Consider the following 20,873-nt stretch of genomic DNA (forward strand, 5'->3'; position numbering starts at 1 on the left):
CTCGGGCAGGCTGGCGCCGTGCCCTTCTCCGCCGCGCTCGTCCGCTTCCCCGGCCCGGGCGGCTGGGTGTTCGCGCCGGTGCCCGACGAGCACGCCCCGGACGGCGCGGGCCCCTTCGGGCGGGTGCCCGTGACCGCGACCGTCGACGGCCGCAGTTGGGCGACCAGCGTCTGGCGCGACCGCCGGTCCGGCTGGCTGCTGCCCGTGCCGGCGCGGATCCGCGGGCAGCGGGACCACGGCGACGTCGTCACGGTGGAGATCGAGGTCGATTCCGCGCGGCTGTGAGCCCGCCGAGTCCCCCGGCCCCCGCGACCCCGGCGTGCTCCGGGCGCGGCCGGACCAGGGAGCGGAGCTCGGAACCTGGCCCGGTGCCTGGACCGGGGAGTCCCCCTCCACCCGGCCAGGCCTGGCACGCCGCCTCCCGCGGGAGGCGTTCCGTCGATGGTCCTCCCCCGATGGCCGGCGCGCACCTCGGGCAGGTCAGGCCGGGACGGCTCCGGAGAACACCGCCGGGAAGCGGTACCCGTCGACGTCGACCGACAGGGTCACCGCGCCGAGCCGGTCAGCCGGGATGGCGAAGGAGTAGACCGCGCCGGCGCTCTCCCCCGGGGCCAGCGTGCCGCCGAAGTCGACGGTCTCCCCGTCGTACAGCGGGCTGGCCTGCAGCGCCGGGTCCCCGTAGCTGGCCTGGACGACGACGGCGTCGAGCACCAGCGGCGTCGCCGCCCCGTTCACCAACTCCAGCCGGAACACCGTCTGCGGCTGGCCGGCCAGCTCGCCCGGCCCGCTGCCCGCGGTGACCTGCTGGCGGGCCTCGACCACCCGCACGGAGGCACCGTCGGACCACTGCGCCGGGGCCGCGAAGTCCGCCGGCGCCGCGTCGATGGTGCGCGCGGAGTCCTCGACGCCCTCCCGGGTCACCACCGGCGGGGCCGGCAGCTGCGTCGCGGTCGGCGGCGGCGCGGTCGGCGTCAGCTCCTCCTCCGCCGGCGGCTGGTCCTCGGGGCCGGACGTCGTCGCGGGGGCGGACGACGCCGCGGCCGGGGGGCCGTCCGCGTCGTCGTCCCCGTCCGAGCCGCCGGCGAGCACGCCCACCAGCACGCCCACGGCGGCGACGAGCAGCACCGCCGGCAGGACGAGGCGCAGCAGCAGGTCGCGGGCGCTCCGCCGGCCGGTCACGCCGGCCGTCATACCACCGGCCGGGCGGCGAAGGCGGTGAAGCGCGCCTGCACGGCCGCCGTGGCGGAGCCGGACAGGTACACCTCCAGCCCCACGCCGCCCGGGCTCTGCAGGGCGGCGGTCGTGTCGGTGCGGCTCAGCGCCCACGCGGCCGGCTCGGCGGTGCCGGTCCACGCCTTCGCCTGGATCGTCGTGGTGCCCGAGCCGGAGACCTGGACCCGCAGCTGCAGCGGCGTGCCCGGCGTGTACCGCCCCGCCATCGCCACCTCGGCCCCGATCAGCGTCTCCGTGCCGTTGACCTGGCGCACGGCGCCCAGCCGCACGCTGCCGTCGGCCAGGAAGCGGACCCGCAGCTCGTAGTCCGAGCCGGCGCTGACCCGCCGCCCCAGCACCGACAGCGTGAGCCCGCCGCCGGTGGGCGCCCGGTCGAGCGTCACGGTGGTGGTGACGTCGGCGTTCGGCTGGGAGACCGCGGCCAGGGACGACGCGGTGGTCTGCCCCGCGCCGGCGGCGAGGACGGCGGTGCCCGGGGTCACCGACTGGCGGCTGGCGCCGGCGGACGCGGTCCACGGCCCGCCGACGTCGGCGGTGCCCAGCCCGCCGGTCACCGACCGGGCGAAGCTGTCGCCGGCGAACGGCTCGCCTCCGGCCGGCGGCGCGGTGACGGTGACGGTGACCGACCGGGTGGTGGTCGCCGTGGCCCCGTCGTCGTCGGTGACGGTCAGCGTGACGGTGTAGGTGCCCGCCGCGGCGTAGGTGTGGCTCGCCGTCGCGCCGGTGCCCGCGGCGCTGCCGTCGCCCCAGTTCCAGGAGTGCGCGGTCACCGTCCCGTCGGTGTCGGCCGAGGCCGACCCGTCCACCGACACCGCCAGCTGCGCGGCCGTGGCCGTGAACGACGCGGTCGGCGCGGCGTTGGCCGGCGGCGCGGTGACGGTGACCGACCGGGTGGTGGTCGCCGTCGCCCCGTCGTCGTCGGTGACGGTCAGCGTGACGGTGTAGGTGCCCGCCGCGGCGTAGGTGTGGCTCGCCGTCGCGCCGGTGCCCGCGGCGCTGCCGTCACCCCAGTTCCAGGAGTGCGCGGTCACCGTGCCGTCGGCGTCGGCCGAGGCCGACCCGTCCACCGACACCGCCAGCTGCGTGGCCGTGGCCGTGGCCGTGAACGACGCGGTCGGCGGGGTGTTCACCGGCGCGCCGGTGGCGGCGGCGTGGTGGGCGGCGACCCGGTCGGCGGGCAGCGCGGTCCGGTAGATCGCGACCTCGTCGACCGACCCGGCCAGGTTCGCGCTGGCCGGCACGTCGGGTGCGCCGGTCAGCGTGCCGCTGCCGACCAGCCAGTACGCCGGGCCGGTGCGCGGGTTGGCCGCGGTGCGCGCCGCGTCCTGCGCGACCGCCGCGCCGTCGACGTACAGGACCGTGCCCTGCGCGCCGACCGTGGCGACCAGGTGGTGCCACCGGCCGTCGTTGACGACCTGCGGGCTGCGCACGGCGGTGTACCGGGTGACCCGGTCGGCGCCGCGGACGGTGATCCCGAAGGAGGCCCGGCCGCCCGCGTCCACGTAGAGGGCGCGGTCGGTGTTGGCGACGTCGGCCGCGGTCAGCTGCTCGCCGTACTGGACGACGACGCCGCCCGCGGTGGACGTCGTCCGCACCCAGGCCTCGACCGAGAAGCCGGTGTTCGGCTCGGTCACCAGGGCCGTGGTGTTGGCCCGGCCGGCCGCGGTGCCGTCGGCCGTGACGGCGGTGTCGCCGGCGACCGCGCCCGCGGTGCCGCGGCTGATGCCGGCCGACTCGGTCAGGTTCGTCGTGCCGACGGCGTCGTAGGCCGTCGTCCCGCTGGTCTCGCCGAGCCGCCAGTAGGCCGACGGCGCGTCGGCGAACACCTGGCCCACGTACGGGCTGGTGGTGGCCGGGACCGTGACGGTGTTGCTCTGGACGCTGGTCACCGAGTTGCCGAACGGGTCACGGACGACGACGCGGTAGGACGCCGAGCTGCCGGCGGGCCGGCCGGTGTCGGTCCACGACATCAGCGTGCCGTTCCACCACTGCGCCGCGGCGGCGACGGTGTGCACCGGCGTCGTGCCGCTGCCGCGGTAGACGTCGTAGGTCAGCGTCTCGTTGTCCATGTCCCACGACTGGGGCCAGGTGACCTTGACCGAGCCGGCGGCGACGGCGACGGCGTTGGGCCGCATCGCCGAGGCGGACAGCTCGGGGCCGCGCCGGTCCGGCGCGGTCGAGGAGTCGGCGAAGCGCACCAGGCTCTGCTGGCCGACGCCGTTGACGGTGGTGAACTCGCCGCCCATGACGACGTAGCCGCCCGAGCCGGTCAGCGCCCACGGGCCCTGCGCCTGCCCGGTGTAGGTGCCGGCGTTCAGGGTCGGCCACCAGTTGAGGACGGTCGGGTGCGGCCGGCCCTCCCAGCTGCCGTACCGGGGCACCTCGGTGGTGGCCTTGAGGATGCCGGTGGGCTCGATGGTCATCGCGATGCCGCGCTTCCAGACCCGCGGGTTCAGGTCCGGGAAGTTGCCGGAGGTCTCGCAGTCGTGCGCGTGGCCGACGGCGTAGACGACGTTGCCGGCCGTGTAGGTGTCGTACGGGTCGCCGTGGCAGTCGTTCATCCACACCAGCGCCAGCGTGTCCGGGTCGAACGCGACGGTGCCCTCGATGTTGCCGACCTGGAAGCCGTAGGTGTTGGCGTAGGCGTTGCGGCCGTCGAAGCGCAGGCTGTAGACGCCGCCGTTGTCGCCCTCGTTGGTGATCCCGTAGTCCCAGGTGCGCACGTCCCCGCCGGCCGTGTCCACCGAGGCCAGCGCGATCGCCGGCACGCCGCTGATCTGGGAGAACTGGCCGCCGAGCAGGACCCGGGTGCCGGCGCCGTTGAGCACGATGCCGCGGACGATGTGGTTGGCGGTCGGCGCCCAGGAGGTCATCGCGCCGGTGCTCGCGGAGAAGGCGGCCAGCCGGGTGCGGCTCTGCCCGCCGGCGGAGGTGAAGTTGCCGCCGGCGTAGACGGTGCTCGCGGTGGCGGCGAGGGAGTAGACGGCGCCGTTGGTCGTCGGCGCGAAGCCGGTCACGAGCGCACCGGTGGCGGTGCTGAAGGCCGCGATGTGCCCGCGGGCCACCCCGTCCACCGTGGTGAAGTCGCCGCCGACGTAGATGCGGGAACCGTCCGGGGAGGCGGTGATCGTGCGGCCCTGGCCGTTGAGCGTGTGGTTGAAGCCGGTCACCAGCGCGCCGGTCGCCAGGTTGAACGCCAGCAGGTTGGCCCGCGGCGTCTGCTGGGTGCCCGGCGCGGCGCCGGCCGGCCGGGCCTGGGTGAAGCTGCCGGTGGCGTAGACGATGCCGTTGACCGTGACCATCGACCAGACGACGCCGTTGACCTGCACGGTCGGCAGCGCGTCGGCGCTCACCGTCGCCGGGGTGCCCGGCGCCGGGGCGGTGTCGGCGCGTGCCGCGGTCGGCGCCGCCAGCCCCAGCACGAGGAGCCCGAGGGCGAGCACCGCCGCGGTGGCGGCCGATCCGGCCCGCCGCCAGGGGCGGTCGGGCTGCGCGGGGACTGCGGTCATCGGGGAGCTCCGGACGTCGGGAGACAAAGCGGGGCGGTGCGCACGCACCGTCACGACCCGTCCCCCCGCAGGGCGTTCCCCCGCCGTCGGACGAGCGAGACGGCGCCTGCACCGTTCACGGAGCGTAATCTGCTGTCAACGAGACCCGCGGCGTCCGGGGCGCAATTCACCCACTCGGGCGGCGGCGCCGGCCCGGTCGTGAGCGCTGGACGCGCGCGGGGGGCCGCCGACACCCTGGACCGCGTGACCGGGGACCGCGCCGCCTTCGCCCACGACGCCGTCCTGGCGATGGCGCCGGACGGCGACGAGCGCGCCCCGGGCGGCGCCGTCACCCTCGCGCTGTGCGGCGGCTGGTCGCACGAGGGGCCCTGCCCGCTGGCCCCGCACCACACCGCGGCGTGGTGGGACGCCGACCGTCTGCGCGTGCGGGTGCTGTTCGCCGCCCGCCCGGAGGACGAGGCGCGGGTCCGCGCGCTGGTCCGCGGGGCGCTGGCCGCGGGCGGCGTCCAGGGGCCGGACGGGGTCCGGAGCTCGTGGCGGCTGGTCTCCGACCGTCCCGGGACCGTCGCCGAGGGCGAGCGGGTGCACGCCGGCCGCCTGGTCGCGGGCTGACGCCGGTCGCCGTCAGGCCGTCGCGGCGGCCGGCCGGGGGAAGAGCCGGCGCAGCACGTCGGCGAGGGTGACCACCCCGAGCACCGCGTCGCCGTCGGTGAGGACGGCGAGGTGGTTGCGGGTCTCGCGCATCGCCTTGAGCGCCGCGTGCACGGTGGTGCCCGCCTCGAGGGCGAACACCGGCCGGGCGAACTCCGCGGCCGGGGCGTCGTCCGGGGCGGTGAGGGTGTCGCGGACGTGCACCACGCCGCTCAGCCGGGTCCGGTCGCCGAGCAGGATCCGCAGGTGACCCGTGCGCCGGGTAGCCTCCCGGACCGCGCCGACCGTGGCGGTGGCGGGCACCGCGGCCAGCGGGGCGCGCGGGTCGGCCAGCTCGCCGACGGTGAGCCGCTCCAGCTCCAGGGCGCCGGAGATCTGCGCGGAGAAGCTCGCGTCCAGCGCGCCCACGTTCGCCGAGTGCTCGACCAGGTGGCGCAGCGCGTCGGGGCTGTGCCCGACGGCGACCTCGTCGGCCGGCTCGACGCCGGCCGCGCGCACCAGGCGGTTGGCCGCGGCGTTGAGCGCGCGCAGCAGCGGCCGGGAGACGGCCATGAACGCGCGCATCGGCACCGCGAGCAGGGTGGCCGACCGCTCGGGATGGGCGATCGCCCACGACTTGGGCGCCATCTCGCCGACCACGAGGTGGACGAAGGTCACGATCAGCAGGGCGAGGGCGAACCCGACGACGTCGGCGGCGACCAGCGGCAGCCCCCAGCTCTCGAACAGCGGGGTGAGCCAGTGGTGCACCGCCGGCTTGCTGATCGCACCGAGGGCGAGGGTGGCCGCGGTGATGCCCAGCTGCGAGCCGGCCAGCAGCAGGGTCAGCTCGGCGGAGTTCCGCAGCGCCGCCCGGGCCGCCCGGCTGGTGGGCGCGGCCTCCTCCAGGCGGTGCCGCTTGGCGGCCAGCGCGGCGAACTCGACCGCCACGAAGAACGCGCTCAGCACGACGATGACGGCGGTCGCGAGCAGGACCACCCACGGGCTGTCGGTCATCGGGGGGTCTCCTCGGTGGCCGCGGGCGTCCGGCCGGCGGCGTGGTCGCGGGTGGTGGCCGCGTCCGGCAGCTCCAGCCGGACCCGGGAGGGCACGTGCCGGTCGACGTCGAGCACCTCGACCCGCAGGTGCCGCGCGGCGGGGTCGTCGGCGTGGACCAGGTCGGCGGGGTCCGGGGGCAGCGCGATGGTCAGGCGGGTGCCGGGCTCGGGCAGGGTGCCGGCGGCGGCGATGACCAGGCCGGCGATCGTCTCGTAGGGCCCGCGCGGCAGGTCCACCGCCAGCGACCGCTCGACCTCGTCGACGTGGACGTCTCCGGGCATCTCCCAGACGCCGTCGCCCTCGACCGGCACGTACCCGGGGTGCTCGGCGTCGTGCTCGTCGGTGATCTCGCCGACGATCTCCTCGGCCAGGTCCTCGAGGGTGATCACGCCGGCGAAGCCGCCGTACTCGTCGATCACGCACGCCATCTGGTTGCCCGACTCGGCCAGCCGGCGCAGCGCGTCGGGCAGCGAGGTGTAGGTGGAGAACACCAGGCACTCGCGGGCGATGGCGGTCACCGGGGCGGTGTCGGGCTCCGCGGTGGTGAGCAGGTCGGCCAGGTGCACCACGCCGACGACGTCGCCGGTCGCGGGGTCGAGCACGGGGTAGCGGGAGTGGCCGGAGGCCATCAGCTCGCGGAGGCGGCCCAGGGTGTCGGCCGGGGTGACCGTGCCGACCCGCGGCCGCGGGATCATCGCGTGCTCGACGTCCCGGTCGGGGAAGTCCAGGATCCGGTCGACCAGCATCGACAGCTCCGCGGGCAGCTCGCCGCTCTCCCGGGACTCCTCGACGATGTGCTCCAGGTCGCGGGCGGTGGCGGCGTGCTCGACGTCGTGCACCGGCTCGATCCGCAGCACCCGCAGCAGCAGGTTCGAGGCCTGGTCGAACACCCAGATCAGCCAGCCGAACGCGCGCAGGTAGAGCACGGTCGAGCCGGCCAGCCGGCGGGCGACCGGCTCGGGCCGGGAGATGGCCAGGTTCTTCGGGAAGAGCTCGCCGAAGAGCATCTGCACGACGGTGGAGAGCAGCAGCGCGAGCACCGCCCCGACGCCGATGCCCACCCCGGCGGGCACGCCGACGCCGCCGAGCATCGCGCCGAGGGACTCCCCGATGAGCGGCTCAGCGACGTAGCCGACCAGCAGCCCGGTCACGGTGATGCCCAGCTGCGCACCGGAGAGCATGAACGAGGTGCGGCGGGTGACCGCCAGCGCCCGCTTCGCCGCGGCGTCGCCGGCCTCCGCGCGGGCGGCGAGGCCGGAGCGGTCGACCGCCATGTAGGCGAACTCCTGGGCCACGAAGTAGCCGGTGGCCACCGTGATCGCCAGGACGACGACCACGCCGAGCAGGAGGGAGAGGACCTCGGTCACCGGCCGCGCACCGCCTCGGCGGGCTGGGGGTGCGCGGCCGGGGGACTGTGATCGGTGCTCATGTCTCTCTTCGACGCAGGGACGGGCGGAGGCCTCCCAGCGACAACGCGACGACGGCGGCCCGCGTTCCGGGCGGCGCCGTGGCCGACGGCACTCAGTCCGCGCCGGCGTCCGGCTGCTCGTAGGCCAGCGACGCCGGGTGGACGTGCTCCACGCGGCCGGTGTCGAACCGCACCGCGATCAGCCGCTCGGCCGTGCGCGCGACGACGACACCCGCGCTCCCCCGCGGCACGCGCCGCCACAGCGGGCCGACGGGGTCGGTGGTGACCACCCGGTCACCGACGTCGAACTCCGGCGGCTCGTCGAAGGTCGTCGAGAACAGCATGGGTCGCCTCCCGCCGCCCATCTGACCACGCCGGACGGCGCCGGGGGTCCCCGCCGATCCCGGCCGGGTCAGGTGAGCGGCAGCCCGGCCAGGCCGGCGACGAGGCCGAGGACGGCGCACACCCCGAGGGTGCGCAGCACCGACCACCGGACGCGGAACAGCAGCACCGCGGCCACCAGCGCGATGGCCAGCGGCACGAGCCGCAGCGTGGTGGGGTCGGGCAGCTCGAACGCCAGCGGGCCGCGGTCCACGTCGACCGTCTCGGAGAACAGCGTGTGGACGGCGAAGTAGAGGCCCAGGTTCGCGATCACGCCGACGACCGCGGCGGTGATCCCGCGCAGCGCCGCCGACAGCGACCGGTTGCCGCGCAGCCGCTCCATGTACGGGGCGCCGAGCAGCACGAACAGGAAGCTGGGCACGAACGTCACCCAGGTGACCAGCAGCGAGGCCAGCACCGCGGCCACCCACGGGTCCAGGTCGCCGGGGGCGCGGTAGGCGCCGAGGAACGCGACGAACTGCACGACCATGATCAGCGGGCCGGGGGTGGTCTCGGCCAGCGCCAGGCCGCGCACCATCTCGCGCGGGCCCAGCCAGCCGTAGACCTCGACCGCCTGCTGCGCCACGTAGGCGAGCACCGCGTACGCGCCGCCGAAGGTGACCACCGCCGCGCCGGAGAAGAACAGGCCCTGCTCGGTGAAGACGCTGCCGGCGCCCGTCAGCAGCGCGACCGCCACGACCGGCAGCCCCCACACCACCAGGCCGACGAGCAGCACCCGCAACGTGCGGCGCGCGGAGGGTGCCTCGTGGTGCAGCACGTCGTCCGGGACCACCGGCGCCGGGCCGGCGTCGGGGCCCTCGGAGGCCGGCTTCTCCGGCAGCGCCGAGGGCCGCCAGCGGCCCAGCGCCCAGCCGGCGACGCCGGCCAGCGCGACCACCACGGGGAACGGGACGGCGAACAGCGCAAGCGCGAGGAACGAGGCCACCGCGAGGACGACGAGCGCGCGGCCGTCCAGCGCCTTCTTCGCCACCCGGATGACGGCCTGCACGACGATGGCCAGGACGGCGGCGGCGAGCCCGGTGAACACCGCGGTGATCGCCGTGGTGTCGCCGTAGGCGACGTAGACCGCGGAGAGGGCGAGCAGGGCGACGACACCGGGGAGGACGAACAGCCCGCCGGCGACCAGGCCGCCGCGGGTGCCGTGCAGCAGCCAGCCGACGTAGGTGGCCAGCTGCTGGGCCTCGGGCCCGGGCAGCAGGGTGCAGTAGTTGAGGGCGTGCAGGAAGCGGCGCTGGCCGATCCAGCGCTTCTCGTCGACCAGCGCGCGCTGCATGACCGCGATCTGGCCGGCCGGGCCGCCGAAGGTCTGCAGCGAGATGAGGAACCAGGTCCGGACCGCCGCGCGGAACGGGACGGCGTCCTGCCGGGGCGCCACCGGCGCCGGTGCGGTGTCCTGGGGCTGGGGGGTGTCGCGGGTCATGGGCGTCCTCGTCGGTCCGGGGGGCGGCGGGGGCGGGGCTCAGGCCGGTTCGCGGCCGAGCAGCAGGCGGCGGCGGTGGAACTCGTAGAGCCCGTCGAAGACGGCGCCGGAGACGGCCAGGGTGCGCTCGTCGCTGCCGGTCATCGACAGGCCGCGCAGCACCACGTCCAGGCCCGGCGCCTCGGGCGCGTCGAAGCGCTCGTCGTCCAGGTCGGCCTCGTGCACGATCTCCGCGAGCCGCCAGAGCACCGGGTCGGTCAGCTCGTGCACCCGCAGGATCGTCTCGAAGCTGCAGTCGCCGCCCACGTGGCCGAGGGCGGCGCCGCGCATGTCGAAGGGGGTGGCGTCCGCAGGCACCTCGGCCGGGTCGGCGACGAAGACGAACTCGGCGTCGGGGTCCAGGAAGCGGCGGATCAGCCACGCGCATGCCGCCCGGTCGATGTGCACACCGGCCCGGGTCGCCCACCTCACGGCGCCACCTCCGTGGCGGCGACGGCCGCGGCCAGCTCCCGCAGCGCCGCGGCCGCGGTGTCCCGATCCGGCGGCGGGAAGAAGTCGCGCCGGTCGATCGCCCGCCACTCGCCGCGCAGCCGGCGCAGCGTGCGGGCCCGCTCGGCCGGGTCCGTGCCGGCCGCCTCCCGGCACCGGGCGGCCAGCGCCCGGTACTCCTCGGCGCGGGCGGCCGCCATCCCGGCGGCGAGCTCCCGCTCCTGCGCGAGCGTCGTGGGCCGGGCGACCCACAGGCCCGCGGTGCCGTCCGCGGCGAGGACGTCGTCGGCGAGCCACTCGAGGGACTCCCGGGTGCGGGCGTCGGCGGGCAGCGCGACCAGACCGTCGGCGAGCTGCGCCACGCCGAGCCGCCGCAGACGGCGCCACAGCGTCGTCCGCGGCCCCGAGGGCTCGCGCGGCAGGCGGTAGGAGAGCAGCACCCACTCCCCCGGTCCGCGCGGCGCTGGGTCGAGCACGGCGTCATGCAACCACGGTTGCAGCAGTGGCGCCAGGCCCGGTTCGTTCAGGGGCGGGCGGCGCGCTCCGCGCGACGGTCCTGGCTCTGGGCCACCGTCGCCGCCGACCGCTCGCACGCCGACGACGCCCACTCGGTGACCTGGGCCGTCTGGCTGCGCAGGTCGCGGTACCACTGGGTCAGGTGCTCGTGCCGGCCGGGCCCCCCGCCGCGGCCGGCGCCCCCCGGCCCGCGGGCGGTCCACGCCGTGGCCACCGTCTGCACGCACGCCGGGCAGGAGCACCCGGCGACCCGCTCGCTCATGCAGGACCGCCCTTCGGACCCGGCGCGACGGCCGGAGGGGAGGGTCTCGGTCTCCTGCTGGACCACGGGCTCCCGGGAGCAGTCTCCCACGGCGGCCGGCCCCTGCGGGACGACGGACGAGTCGGCCTGTACGCCGGGTTCTGTCCTCGGGCGCCTCGCGGCCTCCCGATGGGCGGTCATCCATCTGGGCCTGCCGTTGCCGGCAGGCTCGAGCGGTCCACCCGCAGGCTCGGGCGGGCAGCCCTCGAACGCCTGCGCAGGACGGCCGCCGGTCGCCCAGCCGCCGTCCCTCTCGACCTTGCTCCGGGTGGGGTTTACCGAGCCACACCGGTCACCCGGTGTGCGGTGGTCTCTTACACCGCCGTTTCACCCTTACCAGCCGCGTCTCCGGAGAGGCGCTGCTGGCGGTCTGTTCTCTGTGGCACTGTCCCGCGGGTCACCCCGGGTCGCCGTTAGCGACCACCCTGCCCTGTGGAGCCCGGACGTTCCTCGGCGACGGGGTCTCCCCCGCCGACGCGACCGCCCAGCCGACTCGTCCGTCGTGCCCGCCAGTCTAGTGGTCGTGCTCCGGTACCGGAGCCGCCCCGCCGGCCGGGGAGCCGCACCACGCCCCGGCCTCACGGTCGACGGCGCGGCTCAACCCCCGGCGCCCCAGCTGCCCGGCGGGTGGTCGGGCAGGCGCAGGTCGGCGACGACGCCGACGTGGTCGCTGGCCCACACGCCGTCCACGGGGCCGTCGAGCACCCGCGCGCACGCGGCCACCTCCAGCGTGGGGCCGTGCACGCCGGCACGGACCAGCACGTGGTCGATCCGCCGGGAGACCGCCGTGGCCACCTCGCCGCGGCGCACCAGCGGGTTGCCCCGGGAGAACGTGTACCCGGGGTCGCCGGGGTGCAGCGTCTCCCAGACGTCCTGGTAGCAGACGCTGACGCCGTCCAGGGAGCGCCGGCCGCGCCAGAACTGCAGGCTCGCCGCGTCGGGGGTGGCGTCGAGGTCGCCGAGGACGACGGCGTGCGCGTCGCCGACCGCCGCCTCGATCGCCCGCGCGGCCGCGAGCGCCTGCCGCTCCCGCTCGTACTCGAACCCGAACTGCCAGCTCGGCTTGTGGTGGGCGACCAGCACGCGGCCGACCGCGGTGTCGACCTCGACCAGCAGCGTCGCGCACCAGGGGAAGTCGCGGGAGCGGGGCGTGCACCGCTGGTCCAGCTCGTCGACCACCCGGGACGGGCCGCGGGTGGCCAGCGCCGCGCCCACGCCGTCCTCGGCCGGGCGGCCCAGCCCGCGCAGCGTGTAGCCGGGGCCGACCAGGTCCGCCACGACGTCCGGCGCGGAGCCGATCGGCACCTCCTGCAGGGCGACGACGTCGGCGTCCAGCCGGCGCAGCGTCGCAGCGATGACCGCGCGGCGCCGCTCCCAGTCCGGGTTGGCCGGTCCGAGCACGTTGAGCGTGAGCACCCGCAGGGAGCCGGCCACGGCGCTCAGCCCGCGTAGAGGGCGAACCCGGCGGTCCGCCGCCCGTCCGCGCCGGCGGGGGTCGCCATGTCGACCTGCCGACGTGCCTGCACCTCGACCGGCTCGTCGGACAGGGCGGCCAGGTAGCGGCGGTGCTCGGTGAGCGAGGCGACCGCGGGCTCCACGCCGTCGGTGACGTCGACGGTGTGCGTGACCCCCGTGGGGGTGCTGACGGCGATCCAGCGCACCCCGCGCCACGGCTCGGGGTCGGCGAGCTCCGGGAAGATCCACTCGTTGGCCGCGTCGCCGACGGCGTCGACCGCGCAGCGGCCCAGCGCCCGGTGGTCGGCGCTGTTCCAGTAGGCCGGCGACGTGCCCGGCGGGGTCCACGTCTCGCCCCAGTGCATGGTGACCACCAGCTCCGGGCGGTGCCGCCGGATCGCCGCGGCGAGCGAGCGGCGCAGGTCCGGGCCCTCGACCAGCCGGCCGTCGGGGTGGCCGAGGAACTCCACGACCGAGACGCCGACGGCCGCGGCCGCCCGGCGCTGCTCCTCCTCGCGCGCCGGCCCCGCCGCCTCGGGCGGGCACCCGGCGATCCCGGCCTCGCCGCTGGTCGCCAGCACGTAGCGGACGTCCTTGCCGGCCGCCGTCCACACCGCGACGGCGGCGGCGCAGCCGTACTCGATGTCGTCGGGGTGGGCCACGATGACGAGAGCCCGCTGCCAGTCGTCGGGCAGCGGCTCGGCTCCAGCTGGGCTCATGGCCCGCCATCCTGCCTGCTCAGCGGCCGCGTGCCACCCCCAGCGCGATGCCGATCAGCGGCGCCTGCAGCGGCAGCCGCAGCGCCGCCACCGCCAGCGGGAGCGGCTTCCTCGGCACCACGCGGAAGGTGTGCAGGTGCGCCGGGACGAACGCCGCCAGCAGCGCCGCGGCCGCCCAGCCGCCGGCCCGCCGGGTGGCCGGCGCCGCCATGAGCGCGGCCGTCCCGATCTCGGCGACCCCGCTGGCCAGCACCCAGGTGCGGGCGTCGCCCAGCTCCGGCGGCACCAGCCACTCGTAGGTGCGCGGCCGCACCAGGTGGACCACGCCCGAGCCGCCGAGTGCGGTCAACAGCACCTTCGCCCTGCCGGGGAGTCGCATGCCGCAACCGTAGGGTGACCTGTCGTGTCCGCTGCCGACCTTTTGGTCATCGCCGCCGTCGCCCTCGCGGCGGGCGGCATCAACTCGATCGCCGGCGGCGGGTCGCTGATCCTCTTCCCCGTCCTCGTGGCCCTCGGCCTGGGCCCGGTGGCGGCAAACGTGACGAACTCGATCGCGCAGTGGCCGGGCTACATCGGCGGGGTGCTCGGCTTCCGCGGGGAGTACGTGGGCCAGCGGAGCCGGCTGGTCCGGTTCGGCCTCGTCGCGCTGCTCGGCGGGACGGCGGGCTGCGTGGTGCTGCTGACCACGCCGAGCGAGGCCTTCGACCTCGTCGTCCCGGTGCTGGTGCTCATGGCCAGCCTGCTGCTCGCGCTGCAGCCGCTGATCACCCGGCGGCTGAAGCGGGCGGGCGACGTCGGCCCGCGGCCGGACCCGCGCTGGCTGTACGTCGCGCTGTTCCTCGCCACCGCGTACGGCGGCTACTTCGGCGGCGCGCTCGGCGTGATCCTGGTCGGCGTCCTCGGGATCGGCCTGCACGACCTCAAGCTCGCCAACGCCCTGAAGTCGGCGCTGTCGACGATCACCGCCACGGTCACCGTCGTGATCTTCGGGATCTGGGGCCCGGTCGACTGGGCCGCCGTCGCCGTCGCCGCCCCGGCCGCGCTGCTCGGCGGGTTCCTCGGCGCACGGGTGGCCCGGCGCATCCCGGCCACGCCGCTGCGGGTGTTCATCGTCGCCTTCGGGATCGCGGTGTCGGTCTACCTGTTCGTGCGCACCTGACCTCCGCGTGCCCGGCGTGGACCCGCTCGCCCTCGCCGTCTCCGCCGGCGTGCTGGCCGCGACGCTGCTGGCCGCCGTCGCGCCCCGGCCGCGGGTCCCGGCCGCAGCGGTCGCCGCCGGCGGCGCGCTGCTGCTGTGCGCGGCCGGGTTCGTCGGCTGGGGGGACGCCGCGGACGCGGTGGCCGGCGTCGCGCCGACCATCGGCTTCCTGGTGCTGGTCCTCGTGCTGGCCGCCCTCGCCGACGCCGAGGGCCTGTTCGCCTGGGCGGCCGCGGTCACCGCCGGCCGCGCGGGCGGCTCGGCCGGGCGGCTGCTCGGCCGGGTCGCGGTGCTGGCCGCGGCCGTGACGGCGGTGCTCAGCCTCGACGCGACCGTCGTCCTGCTGGCGCCCGTCGTCGTCCGCACCGCCGCCCGGCTCGGCGTGCCCGCCCGGCCGCACGCGCTGCTCACGGGGCACCTGGCCAACAGCGCCTCGCTGCTGCTGCCGGTCTCCAACCTGACGAACCTGCTGGCCTTCGCCGCCACCGGCCTGTCGTTCCTGCACTTCGCCGGCCTGATGGTCGGCCCGTGGCTGGCCGCGATCGCCGTCGAGTACCTGGTGCTGCGGTGGCTGTTCCGCGCCGACCTGGCCCGGCCGCCGGCCGAGCCGGCCACCGACGTCCCGCCGCTGCCCCGGTTCGCGCTCGCCGTGGTCGCGCTGACCGTGGCCGGCTTCGCCGCCGCGTCGCCGCTCGGGCTCTCCCCCGCCGTCCCGGCGGCCGCGGGGGCCGCGGCGCTCGCCGTCCGCCGGCTGGCGGGCGGCACCGGGCGGCCGGCCGACCTCGTGCGCGCCGCGGACCTGCCGTTCGCCGTCTTCGTGGCGGGGCTCGCGGTCGTCGTCCTGGGCGTGCGCCGCTCGGGGCTGGAGGCGGGGCTGGACGCCGTCCTGCCGGCCGGGGACGACCTGCCGGCTCTGCTCGTCGTCGCCGGCGTCGCGGCGCTGCTGGCGAACGCGGTGAACAACCTGCCGGCCACGCTGGCGCTGCTGCCGGTGGCCGCGGCCGGCGGCCCGGCGACCGCGCTGGCGGTGCTCATCGGGGTGAACGTCGGCCCCAACCTGACCTACGCGGGGTCGCTGGCCAACCTGCTGTGGCGGCGCGCGCTGGGCACGGCCGCGCCCGGCGCGCTGGGCTTCACCGCCGCCAGGCTGGCCACCGTCCCGCTCACGCTGCTGGCCGCGACCACTGCGCTGTGGGCGGCGCTGCAGGTGTGACGGTCACTCGCCGCCGCGGCCGGGCTCGCCGATGGCGATCATGGCCTCGACCGCGCGGCGGGCGCGGGCGGCGGTCCCCGGGTCCACGTCGACGACGCCCTCGCCGGTGCGCAGCGTGTGCAGCAGCTTGGCCGGGGTGATCATCTTCATGTACCGGCAGGCCGCGCGGGCGTTCATCGGGATGAAGTCGGTGCCGCTGTTGAGCGCCCGCAGCTGGTGCAGGATCCCGACCTCGGTGGCGACCAGCACCTGGCCCGCGGTGGTGTTCTTCGCGGCGTCGGCCATGCCGCCGGTGGACAGCACCCGGGTGCGGTCGGCCGGCAGGTCCCCGTGGCTGACCAGGTCGAGCACCGACGTGGTGCAGCCGCACTCGGGGTGCACCAGGATCTCGGCGTCCGGGTGCGCGGCGACCTGGGCGCGGACGTCGGAGGGGCTGATGCCGGCGTGCACGTGGCACTCCCCCGCCCAGACGCGGATGTTCTCGCGCCCCGTCACGCGCTTGACGTGCGCGCCGAGGAACTGGTCGGGCAGGAAGAGGATCTCCCGGTCGGCGGGGATCGACCGGACGACGTCGGCGGCGTTGGACGACGTGCAGCAGACGTCGGTCTCGGCCTTCACCGCCGCCGTGGTGTTGACGTAGCTGACGACGACGGCGCCGGGGTGCTCGGCCTTCCAGCCGCGCAGCTGCTCGGCGGTGATGCTGTCGGCCAGCGAGCAGCCGGCCGCGAGGTCGGGCAGCAGCACGGTCTTCTCGGGCGAGAGGATCTTCGCCGTCTCGGCCATGAAGTGGACGCCGCAGAAGACGATCTCGCGGGCGTCGGTCTGCGCCGCGACGCGGGAGAGGTACAGCGAGTCGCCGGTGTGGTGGGCGACGTCCTGGATCTCGGGCACCTGGTAGTTGTGCGCGAGGATCACCGCGTCCCGCTCGTCGGCGAGCCGGCGGACCTCGGCCGCCCAGCTCTCGTACTCGGCGGGCGACAGGGTCCGCTCGTCGCCGGGCACGGCGGGGGTGGCGGGCGCGATCGTCGAGGTCACTCGGGCTCCAGGGGTGAGGCGGGCGGCCACATGATCCCCGCGCGACGCGTCAGCCTCTCCGGCGGGGTCGCCCTCTGCAACACCCGCCGCCCCGCCGTCCTTCCCGCCCTCCTCCCCGCCCCTCAGCGCCGCACGTCGTAGACCAGGTGCAGCACCCGCCTGCCCCGCACCACCGACACGGGGTCCTCCAGCAGCACCTCCGGGGCGCCGCCGCTGCCGAAGAACGGCCGGCCGGAGCCCAGCACGACCGGCACCAGCGCCAGCGCCACCCGGTCGACCAGCCCCGCGCGCAGCGCCTGACCCCCGACGTCGCCGGCCGCCACCGTGACGTCCCGGTCGCCGGCCAGCTCCCGGGCCCGCTCGATGCCGGTGCGCACGTCGGGCGCGAAGCTGAACGGCGCCGTCCCCGCGTGCGGCCAGTCCCCGACCGGCCGGTGGGTCACGACGACGACGTGCTCGCCGTTGGGCGGCACGCCCTCCCAGCCGTTCGTGAGGTCGAACAGGCGCCGGCCGCAGACCATGACGCCCACCCGCGCGGCGAACTCGCGCATGTGGTCGGCCGACTCCGCCGTCACCCGGAAGGGCCGGTCCGGGTCGCTGAAGGTCAGCTCGACGTCGCCGTTGCCGTACCAGTCGAACAGCGGCCCGGGCATGTCGTCGTCCCGGCCCACGAAGCCGTCGAGCGACACCGCCGCGAACAGCACCACCCTGCCCATCTGCGCACCTCCCGGTCCCGCCGCTCCCGGGCGGAGCGGTCGGGGGTAGGACGGCGGCGCCGTCCTCAACTCATCGGTTGAGGATCAGGGCAGGTGTGAGACGTCGTTGACCAGGCGCACCGAGTGCCGGCCGTCGGTGGACCAGGCGACGGTGGACAGCGACGCCGCCGACAGGAAGATCCGGTGGACGACGGCGTCGTCGACGTCGAGACCCGCGGCCAGCAGCAGCTTGATCGGCGTCACGTGGCTGACCACGAGCACGCTGCGCCCGCGGTGCTCCCGCAGGACCCGGGCCCGGGCCCGGGCCACCCGCCGGCTGACGTCGGCGATCGACTCCCCGCCGGGGGCCGCGACGTCGACCTCGGTGAACACCCGCCGGGCGGCCAGCGGGTGCGTGCGGCGGGCCTCCTCGGCGGTCAGCCCCTCCAGGTCGCCGAAGTCCATCTCGACCAGGTCGTCGTCGAACAGCACGGGCAGCCCCAGTCGGGCGGCGACCACCTCGGCGGTCTCCCGGGTGCGGCGCAGCGGCGAGGCGACGACCACGTCGACGCCCAGCGCCGCGGCCCGCTCGGCGGCGGCCTCGGCCTCGGCCCGGCCGACCGCCGACAGCGGCAGGTCGTTGCGGCCGCTGAACCGGCGCTCGGGGGTGTGCTCGGTCTGCCCGTGCCGCAGCAGGTGCGTGACGGTGGTGACCGCCGGCGCGCGCTCGGCGGCGACGGGCTGGACGTCGTCGGCGGTCGTGCTCGGCTCGGCCGCGGCGTCGCGGTGCACCGGCTTGCCGTCCATCGCGCTGTTGGCCAGCGCGTCGGCGGCGGAGTTCTGCGCCCGCGGCACCCAGGTGTAGCGGACGCCGCGGAGCTGCCGGGCGATCTGCTGGGCCTGCAGCGCCAGCTTCTGCATGTCGGGGTGCTTGACCTTCCAGCGCCCCGACATCTGCTCGACGACCAGCTTGGAGTCCATCCGCACCTCGACCTCGGCGTCGGGGTCGAGGTCGAGCGCCGCCTGCAGGCCGGCGACCAGGCCGCCGTACTCGGCCACGTTGTTGGTGGCCCGCCCGACACTGGCCGCGCGCTCGGCGAGCACCCGGCCGGTGGCGGCGTCGCGGACCAGGGCCCCGTAGCCGGCCGGGCCCGGGTTGCCCCGCGACCCGCCGTCCGCCTCGACGACGAACCGCGCCGTCACAGCCCGGACTCGGCGGTGCGCACCAGGATCCGGCCGCAGTTCTCGCAGCGCACGACCTCGTGCGGGTCGGCGTTGCGGACGGCGGCCAGGTCGCGGCCGTTCAGCTCGATCCGGCAGCCCTGGCACTGGCGGGCCTGCAGCAGCGCCGCGCCGGTGGTGCCCGTCTGGGTGCGGATCCGGTCGTAGAGCGTCAGGAGCGCCGCGGGGATCGTGGCCGCGGCGTGCGCGCGGGCGGCCTCGTGCTCCGTCGTCCCCTCGGCGATGTCGGCGAGGGCGTCGTCGCGCTGCTGCTCGGCGCGCTCGAGCGCCGCGCGGGCGGCGGCGTGCGCCTCCCGGGCCTCCGCGAGCGCCTTCTCGGCGGTCTCGACCTGCTCCATGAGCTCGAGCTCCTGGTCCTCCAGGTCGGACTGCCGCCGCTGCAGCGACTGCAGCTCGTGCTGCAGGTCGGTCATCTGCTTGGCCGAGACGGCGCCGGAGTCCAGCTGCCGCTGGTCCTTGGCCTGACGCGCCCGGACGGTCTCCACGTCGGCCTCGAGCCGGGCCACCTCGCGCTGCAGGTCGCCGACCTCGGTCTCGGCGCGGACGACGGCGCCCGCGGCGTCCCGCTCGGCCTCCGTGGCGGCCTCGACCGCGGCCGCCTCGGGCAGGGTGCGCCGCCGGTGCGCGAGCTGGGTGAGCGCGACGTCCTCGGCGGCGAGGGCCAGCAGCTTCTGCTGGTCGAAGTGGTCGGCCTTCACCCGCTCAACCTACCTGCGGCGCGGCGCCGTCCCGGGACACGTGCTGGGTGACGTGCGCGGTCCACGGATCGGTGCGCCGGGAGGACACGGTCACCTCGGCGCGGCCGCCGAGGTCGGCGGCCAGCACGCGGGCGGCGACCGGCAGCCAGGGCCACTCGGTGGCCCAGTGCGCGACGTCGACCAGCGCCGGGCCGGGCTCCTCGCCGGCCTCGGACACCGGGTGGTGCCGCAGGTCGCTGGTGACGAGGACGTCGGCGCCGGCGGCGGCCGCCGCGGGCAGCAGGGAGCCGCCGCTGCCGCCGCACACCGCGACGGTCGCCACCTCCCGGCCGGGGTCGCCGGCCACCCGCACGCCGCCCTCCGTGGCCGGCAGGGCGGCCGCGACCCGGTCGGCGAACGCGCGCAGCGGCAGCGGCGTCGCCAGCCGGCCGACGCGGCCGAGCCCGGCCCGCGGGTCGGTGCCGGCCGGCTGCAGGGGGACGGCGTCGACCAGCCCGAGCACCGCCGCCAGCGCGTCGTTGACGCCGCAGTCGGGCGCGCGGTCGGCGTTGGTGTGCGCCACGAACAGCCCGGCGCCGGCCCGGACGAGGCGGTGCACGAGCCGGCCCTTGGGGTCGTCGGCCGGCACCCCGTGCACGCCGCGGAGGAACAGCGGGTGGTGGGTGACGAGCAGCCCGGCGCCGGCGGCCACCACCTCGTCGACGACGGCGGCGACCGGGTCGACGGCGAGGACGACGCGCTCGACCGGGTCGTCGCGGTCGCCGCAGACCAGCCCGACGGCGTCCCAGTCCTCGGCGAGCGCGGGGTCGTAGCGGGCCTCGAGCGCGGCGACGACCTCCCCCAGGGTGACGGTCACGCGGCGACGCTAGCCGAGCCGCCTCCGCCGTCCGGGAGTGCCGGAGGTGATCGCCGGCCCCACCCCGGTGCCGCCGTCCGCGCGTCCCGCCGCGCGGCCGGCGGCCTCCCCGCGAGGACGGCGATCACCGGACGGGCCGCGCCATCACCACCCGGCGGCCGTGCCGGTCCAGCCCGGCGGCCAGCTCCGCCCGGACGACGGCGGCCAGCCCGGGCCCGACGTCGCGGGTCTCGGCGAAGCCGTGCCGGGCGTACCAGGGGGCGTTCCACGGCACGTCGGCGTACGTGGTGAGCGTGACCCGGCCGGCGCCGGCCGCCCGGGCCTCCTCGACGGTCCCCGCGAGCAGCGCCGCCCCGAGCCCGCGCCGCATGGCGCCGGGGTGCACCGACAGCTGCTCGAGGTGGACGTCGCCGTCCACGCGCTCCAGGACGGCGAACCCGCGCGGCGGCCGGCCGGCGACCAGCACCCGCCAGGCGGCGGCCCGCTCCTCGGGGGTCGCCGGCGCCGGCAGGCCGGTGATGCCGAGCGGGAGGAACAGGGTGTCCGCGGCGGCCTCGACCGCGGGCAGGGCCGCGAGGTCGGCCGGCTCGGCCCGCCGCACGGCGTCGTCGGGGTCCACGGGGGGCCACCCTGCCAGCGGGCCGGGCCGCGGTCGCGGGAGTCGCGGACGGCGTCCTCCCTCACCGTGGGGGGGGGGGGGGGGGGGGGGGGGGGGGGGGGGGGGGGGCGGGGGGGGGGGGGGGCGGGGGCGGGGGGGGGGGGGGGGGGGGGGGGGGGGGCGGGGGGGCGGCGGGGGGG

At 77.0% G+C, this 20,873-nt stretch carries 22 protein-coding genes and 1 other RNA gene; 4 read left to right on the plus strand and 19 right to left on the minus strand.

The window, feature by feature from the left end; all coding sequences use genetic code 11:
- The first annotated feature begins 18 nt into the window (after window positions 1-18).
- Window positions 19-285, plus strand: coding sequence for a DUF1905 domain-containing protein (locus ACI79F_RS16290; protein WP_456544960.1), 267 nt, complete (start codon window positions 19-21; stop codon window positions 283-285).
- Window positions 286-480: 195 nt separating this feature from the next.
- On the opposite strand, the gene ACI79F_RS16295 is transcribed toward ACI79F_RS16290, so the two are convergent.
- Window positions 481-1,179, minus strand: a complete 699-nt coding sequence (locus ACI79F_RS16295) for a hypothetical protein (protein ID WP_456544961.1) — start codon at window positions 1,177-1,179, stop codon at window positions 481-483.
- Window positions 1,180-1,187: 8 nt separating this feature from the next.
- Window positions 1,188-4,742 carry a PKD domain-containing protein gene (locus ACI79F_RS16300; protein WP_456544962.1) on the minus strand — a complete coding sequence of 1,185 codons (3,555 nt, stop codon included), beginning with the start codon at window positions 4,740-4,742 and terminating at the stop codon, window positions 1,188-1,190.
- Between the two features lie 243 nt (window positions 4,743-4,985).
- On the opposite strand from ACI79F_RS16300, the gene ACI79F_RS16305 reads away from it, so the two are divergent.
- The gene (locus ACI79F_RS16305) at window positions 4,986-5,354 is read left to right on the plus strand and encodes a hypothetical protein (RefSeq protein WP_456544963.1); all 369 of its coding nucleotides are present in this window, start codon (window positions 4,986-4,988) and stop codon (window positions 5,352-5,354) included.
- A 12-nt stretch (window positions 5,355-5,366) separates the two neighbouring features.
- Here the strand turns inward: ACI79F_RS16305 and ACI79F_RS16310 are convergent, their stop codons facing one another.
- The 11 genes from ACI79F_RS16310 to ACI79F_RS16360 all read right to left on the minus strand — a co-directional run bounded on the left by ACI79F_RS16310 (window position 5,367) and on the right by ACI79F_RS16360 (window position 13,517).
- Window positions 5,367-6,386: a hemolysin family protein gene (locus ACI79F_RS16310; RefSeq protein ID WP_456544964.1), complete on the minus strand. Its 1,020-nt coding sequence runs from the start codon at window positions 6,384-6,386 to the stop codon at window positions 5,367-5,369.
- The gene (locus tag ACI79F_RS16315) at window positions 6,383-7,795 is read right to left on the minus strand and encodes a hemolysin family protein (protein ID WP_456544965.1); all 1,413 of its coding nucleotides are present in this window, start codon (window positions 7,793-7,795) and stop codon (window positions 6,383-6,385) included. The genes ACI79F_RS16310 and ACI79F_RS16315 overlap by 4 nt, the downstream gene beginning before the upstream one ends.
- A gap of 154 nt (window positions 7,796-7,949) precedes the next feature.
- Window positions 7,950-8,180: a hypothetical protein gene (locus ACI79F_RS16320; RefSeq protein ID WP_456544966.1), complete on the minus strand. Its 231-nt coding sequence runs from the start codon at window positions 8,178-8,180 to the stop codon at window positions 7,950-7,952.
- 68 nt (window positions 8,181-8,248) lie between these two features.
- Complete coding sequence (chrA, locus tag ACI79F_RS16325) at window positions 8,249-9,658, minus strand: chromate efflux transporter (RefSeq protein WP_456544967.1); 1,410 nt, start codon at window positions 9,656-9,658, stop codon at window positions 8,249-8,251.
- Window positions 9,659-9,697: 39 nt separating this feature from the next.
- The gene (locus tag ACI79F_RS16330) at window positions 9,698-10,129 is read right to left on the minus strand and encodes a chromate resistance protein ChrB domain-containing protein (protein WP_456544968.1); all 432 of its coding nucleotides are present in this window, start codon (window positions 10,127-10,129) and stop codon (window positions 9,698-9,700) included.
- On the minus strand, window positions 10,126-10,623 hold the full coding sequence (locus tag ACI79F_RS16335; protein WP_456544969.1) for a Chromate resistance protein ChrB: 498 nt from the start codon (window positions 10,621-10,623) through the stop codon (window positions 10,126-10,128). Before ACI79F_RS16335 ends, ACI79F_RS16330 begins: the two co-directional genes overlap by 4 nt.
- 47 nt (window positions 10,624-10,670) lie before the next feature.
- The gene (locus ACI79F_RS16340; RefSeq protein WP_456544970.1) at window positions 10,671-10,925 is read right to left on the minus strand and encodes a hypothetical protein; all 255 of its coding nucleotides are present in this window, start codon (window positions 10,923-10,925) and stop codon (window positions 10,671-10,673) included.
- A 113-nt stretch (window positions 10,926-11,038) separates the two neighbouring features.
- Window positions 11,039-11,460, minus strand: an RNA gene (rnpB, locus tag ACI79F_RS16345) — RNase P RNA component class A.
- Window positions 11,461-11,561: 101 nt separating this feature from the next.
- Window positions 11,562-12,398, minus strand: a complete 837-nt coding sequence (locus tag ACI79F_RS16350) for an endonuclease/exonuclease/phosphatase family protein (protein ID WP_456544971.1) — start codon at window positions 12,396-12,398, stop codon at window positions 11,562-11,564.
- Window positions 12,399-12,403: 5 nt separating this feature from the next.
- Window positions 12,404-13,138 carry a PIG-L deacetylase family protein gene (locus ACI79F_RS16355; protein ID WP_456544972.1) on the minus strand — a complete coding sequence of 245 codons (735 nt, stop codon included), beginning with the start codon at window positions 13,136-13,138 and terminating at the stop codon, window positions 12,404-12,406.
- A gap of 19 nt (window positions 13,139-13,157) precedes the next feature.
- Window positions 13,158-13,517, minus strand: a complete 360-nt coding sequence (locus ACI79F_RS16360; RefSeq protein WP_456544973.1) for a DoxX family protein — start codon at window positions 13,515-13,517, stop codon at window positions 13,158-13,160.
- A gap of 24 nt (window positions 13,518-13,541) precedes the next feature.
- Here ACI79F_RS16360 and ACI79F_RS16365 point away from each other — a divergent pair, with 24 nt between their 5' ends.
- Both ACI79F_RS16365 and ACI79F_RS16370 read left to right on the plus strand, forming a co-directional pair.
- Window positions 13,542-14,297, plus strand: a complete 756-nt coding sequence (locus tag ACI79F_RS16365; RefSeq protein WP_456544974.1) for a sulfite exporter TauE/SafE family protein — start codon at window positions 13,542-13,544, stop codon at window positions 14,295-14,297.
- A gap of 16 nt (window positions 14,298-14,313) precedes the next feature.
- Window positions 14,314-15,549, plus strand: coding sequence for an SLC13 family permease (locus tag ACI79F_RS16370; protein WP_456544975.1), 1,236 nt, complete (start codon window positions 14,314-14,316; stop codon window positions 15,547-15,549).
- Between the two features lie 3 nt (window positions 15,550-15,552).
- Here the strand turns inward: ACI79F_RS16370 and nadA are convergent, their stop codons facing one another.
- The 6 genes from nadA to ACI79F_RS16400 form a co-directional block, all read right to left on the minus strand.
- Window positions 15,553-16,584, minus strand: coding sequence for a quinolinate synthase NadA (gene nadA, locus ACI79F_RS16375; protein ID WP_456544976.1), 1,032 nt, complete (start codon window positions 16,582-16,584; stop codon window positions 15,553-15,555).
- A gap of 122 nt (window positions 16,585-16,706) precedes the next feature.
- Window positions 16,707-17,300 (minus strand): dihydrofolate reductase family protein, encoded by a 594-nt coding sequence (locus ACI79F_RS16380; protein WP_456544977.1) that lies wholly within the window; start codon window positions 17,298-17,300, stop codon window positions 16,707-16,709.
- An 84-nt stretch (window positions 17,301-17,384) separates the two neighbouring features.
- A complete protein-coding gene (locus tag ACI79F_RS16385) occupies window positions 17,385-18,482 on the minus strand; it encodes a bifunctional RNase H/acid phosphatase (protein WP_456544978.1) in 1,098 nt (365 codons plus the stop codon).
- Window positions 18,479-19,219 carry a zinc ribbon domain-containing protein gene (locus ACI79F_RS16390; protein ID WP_456544979.1) on the minus strand — a complete coding sequence of 247 codons (741 nt, stop codon included), beginning with the start codon at window positions 19,217-19,219 and terminating at the stop codon, window positions 18,479-18,481. The genes ACI79F_RS16385 and ACI79F_RS16390 overlap by 4 nt, the downstream gene beginning before the upstream one ends.
- 4 nt (window positions 19,220-19,223) lie before the next feature.
- Complete coding sequence (locus ACI79F_RS16395) at window positions 19,224-20,075, minus strand: Nif3-like dinuclear metal center hexameric protein (protein ID WP_456544980.1); 852 nt, start codon at window positions 20,073-20,075, stop codon at window positions 19,224-19,226.
- A gap of 124 nt (window positions 20,076-20,199) precedes the next feature.
- On the minus strand, window positions 20,200-20,694 hold the full coding sequence (locus ACI79F_RS16400) for a GNAT family N-acetyltransferase (protein ID WP_456544981.1): 495 nt from the start codon (window positions 20,692-20,694) through the stop codon (window positions 20,200-20,202).
- Window positions 20,695-20,873 lie beyond the last annotated feature (179 nt).

This window comes from Blastococcus sp. SYSU D00868, assembly GCF_054050575.1.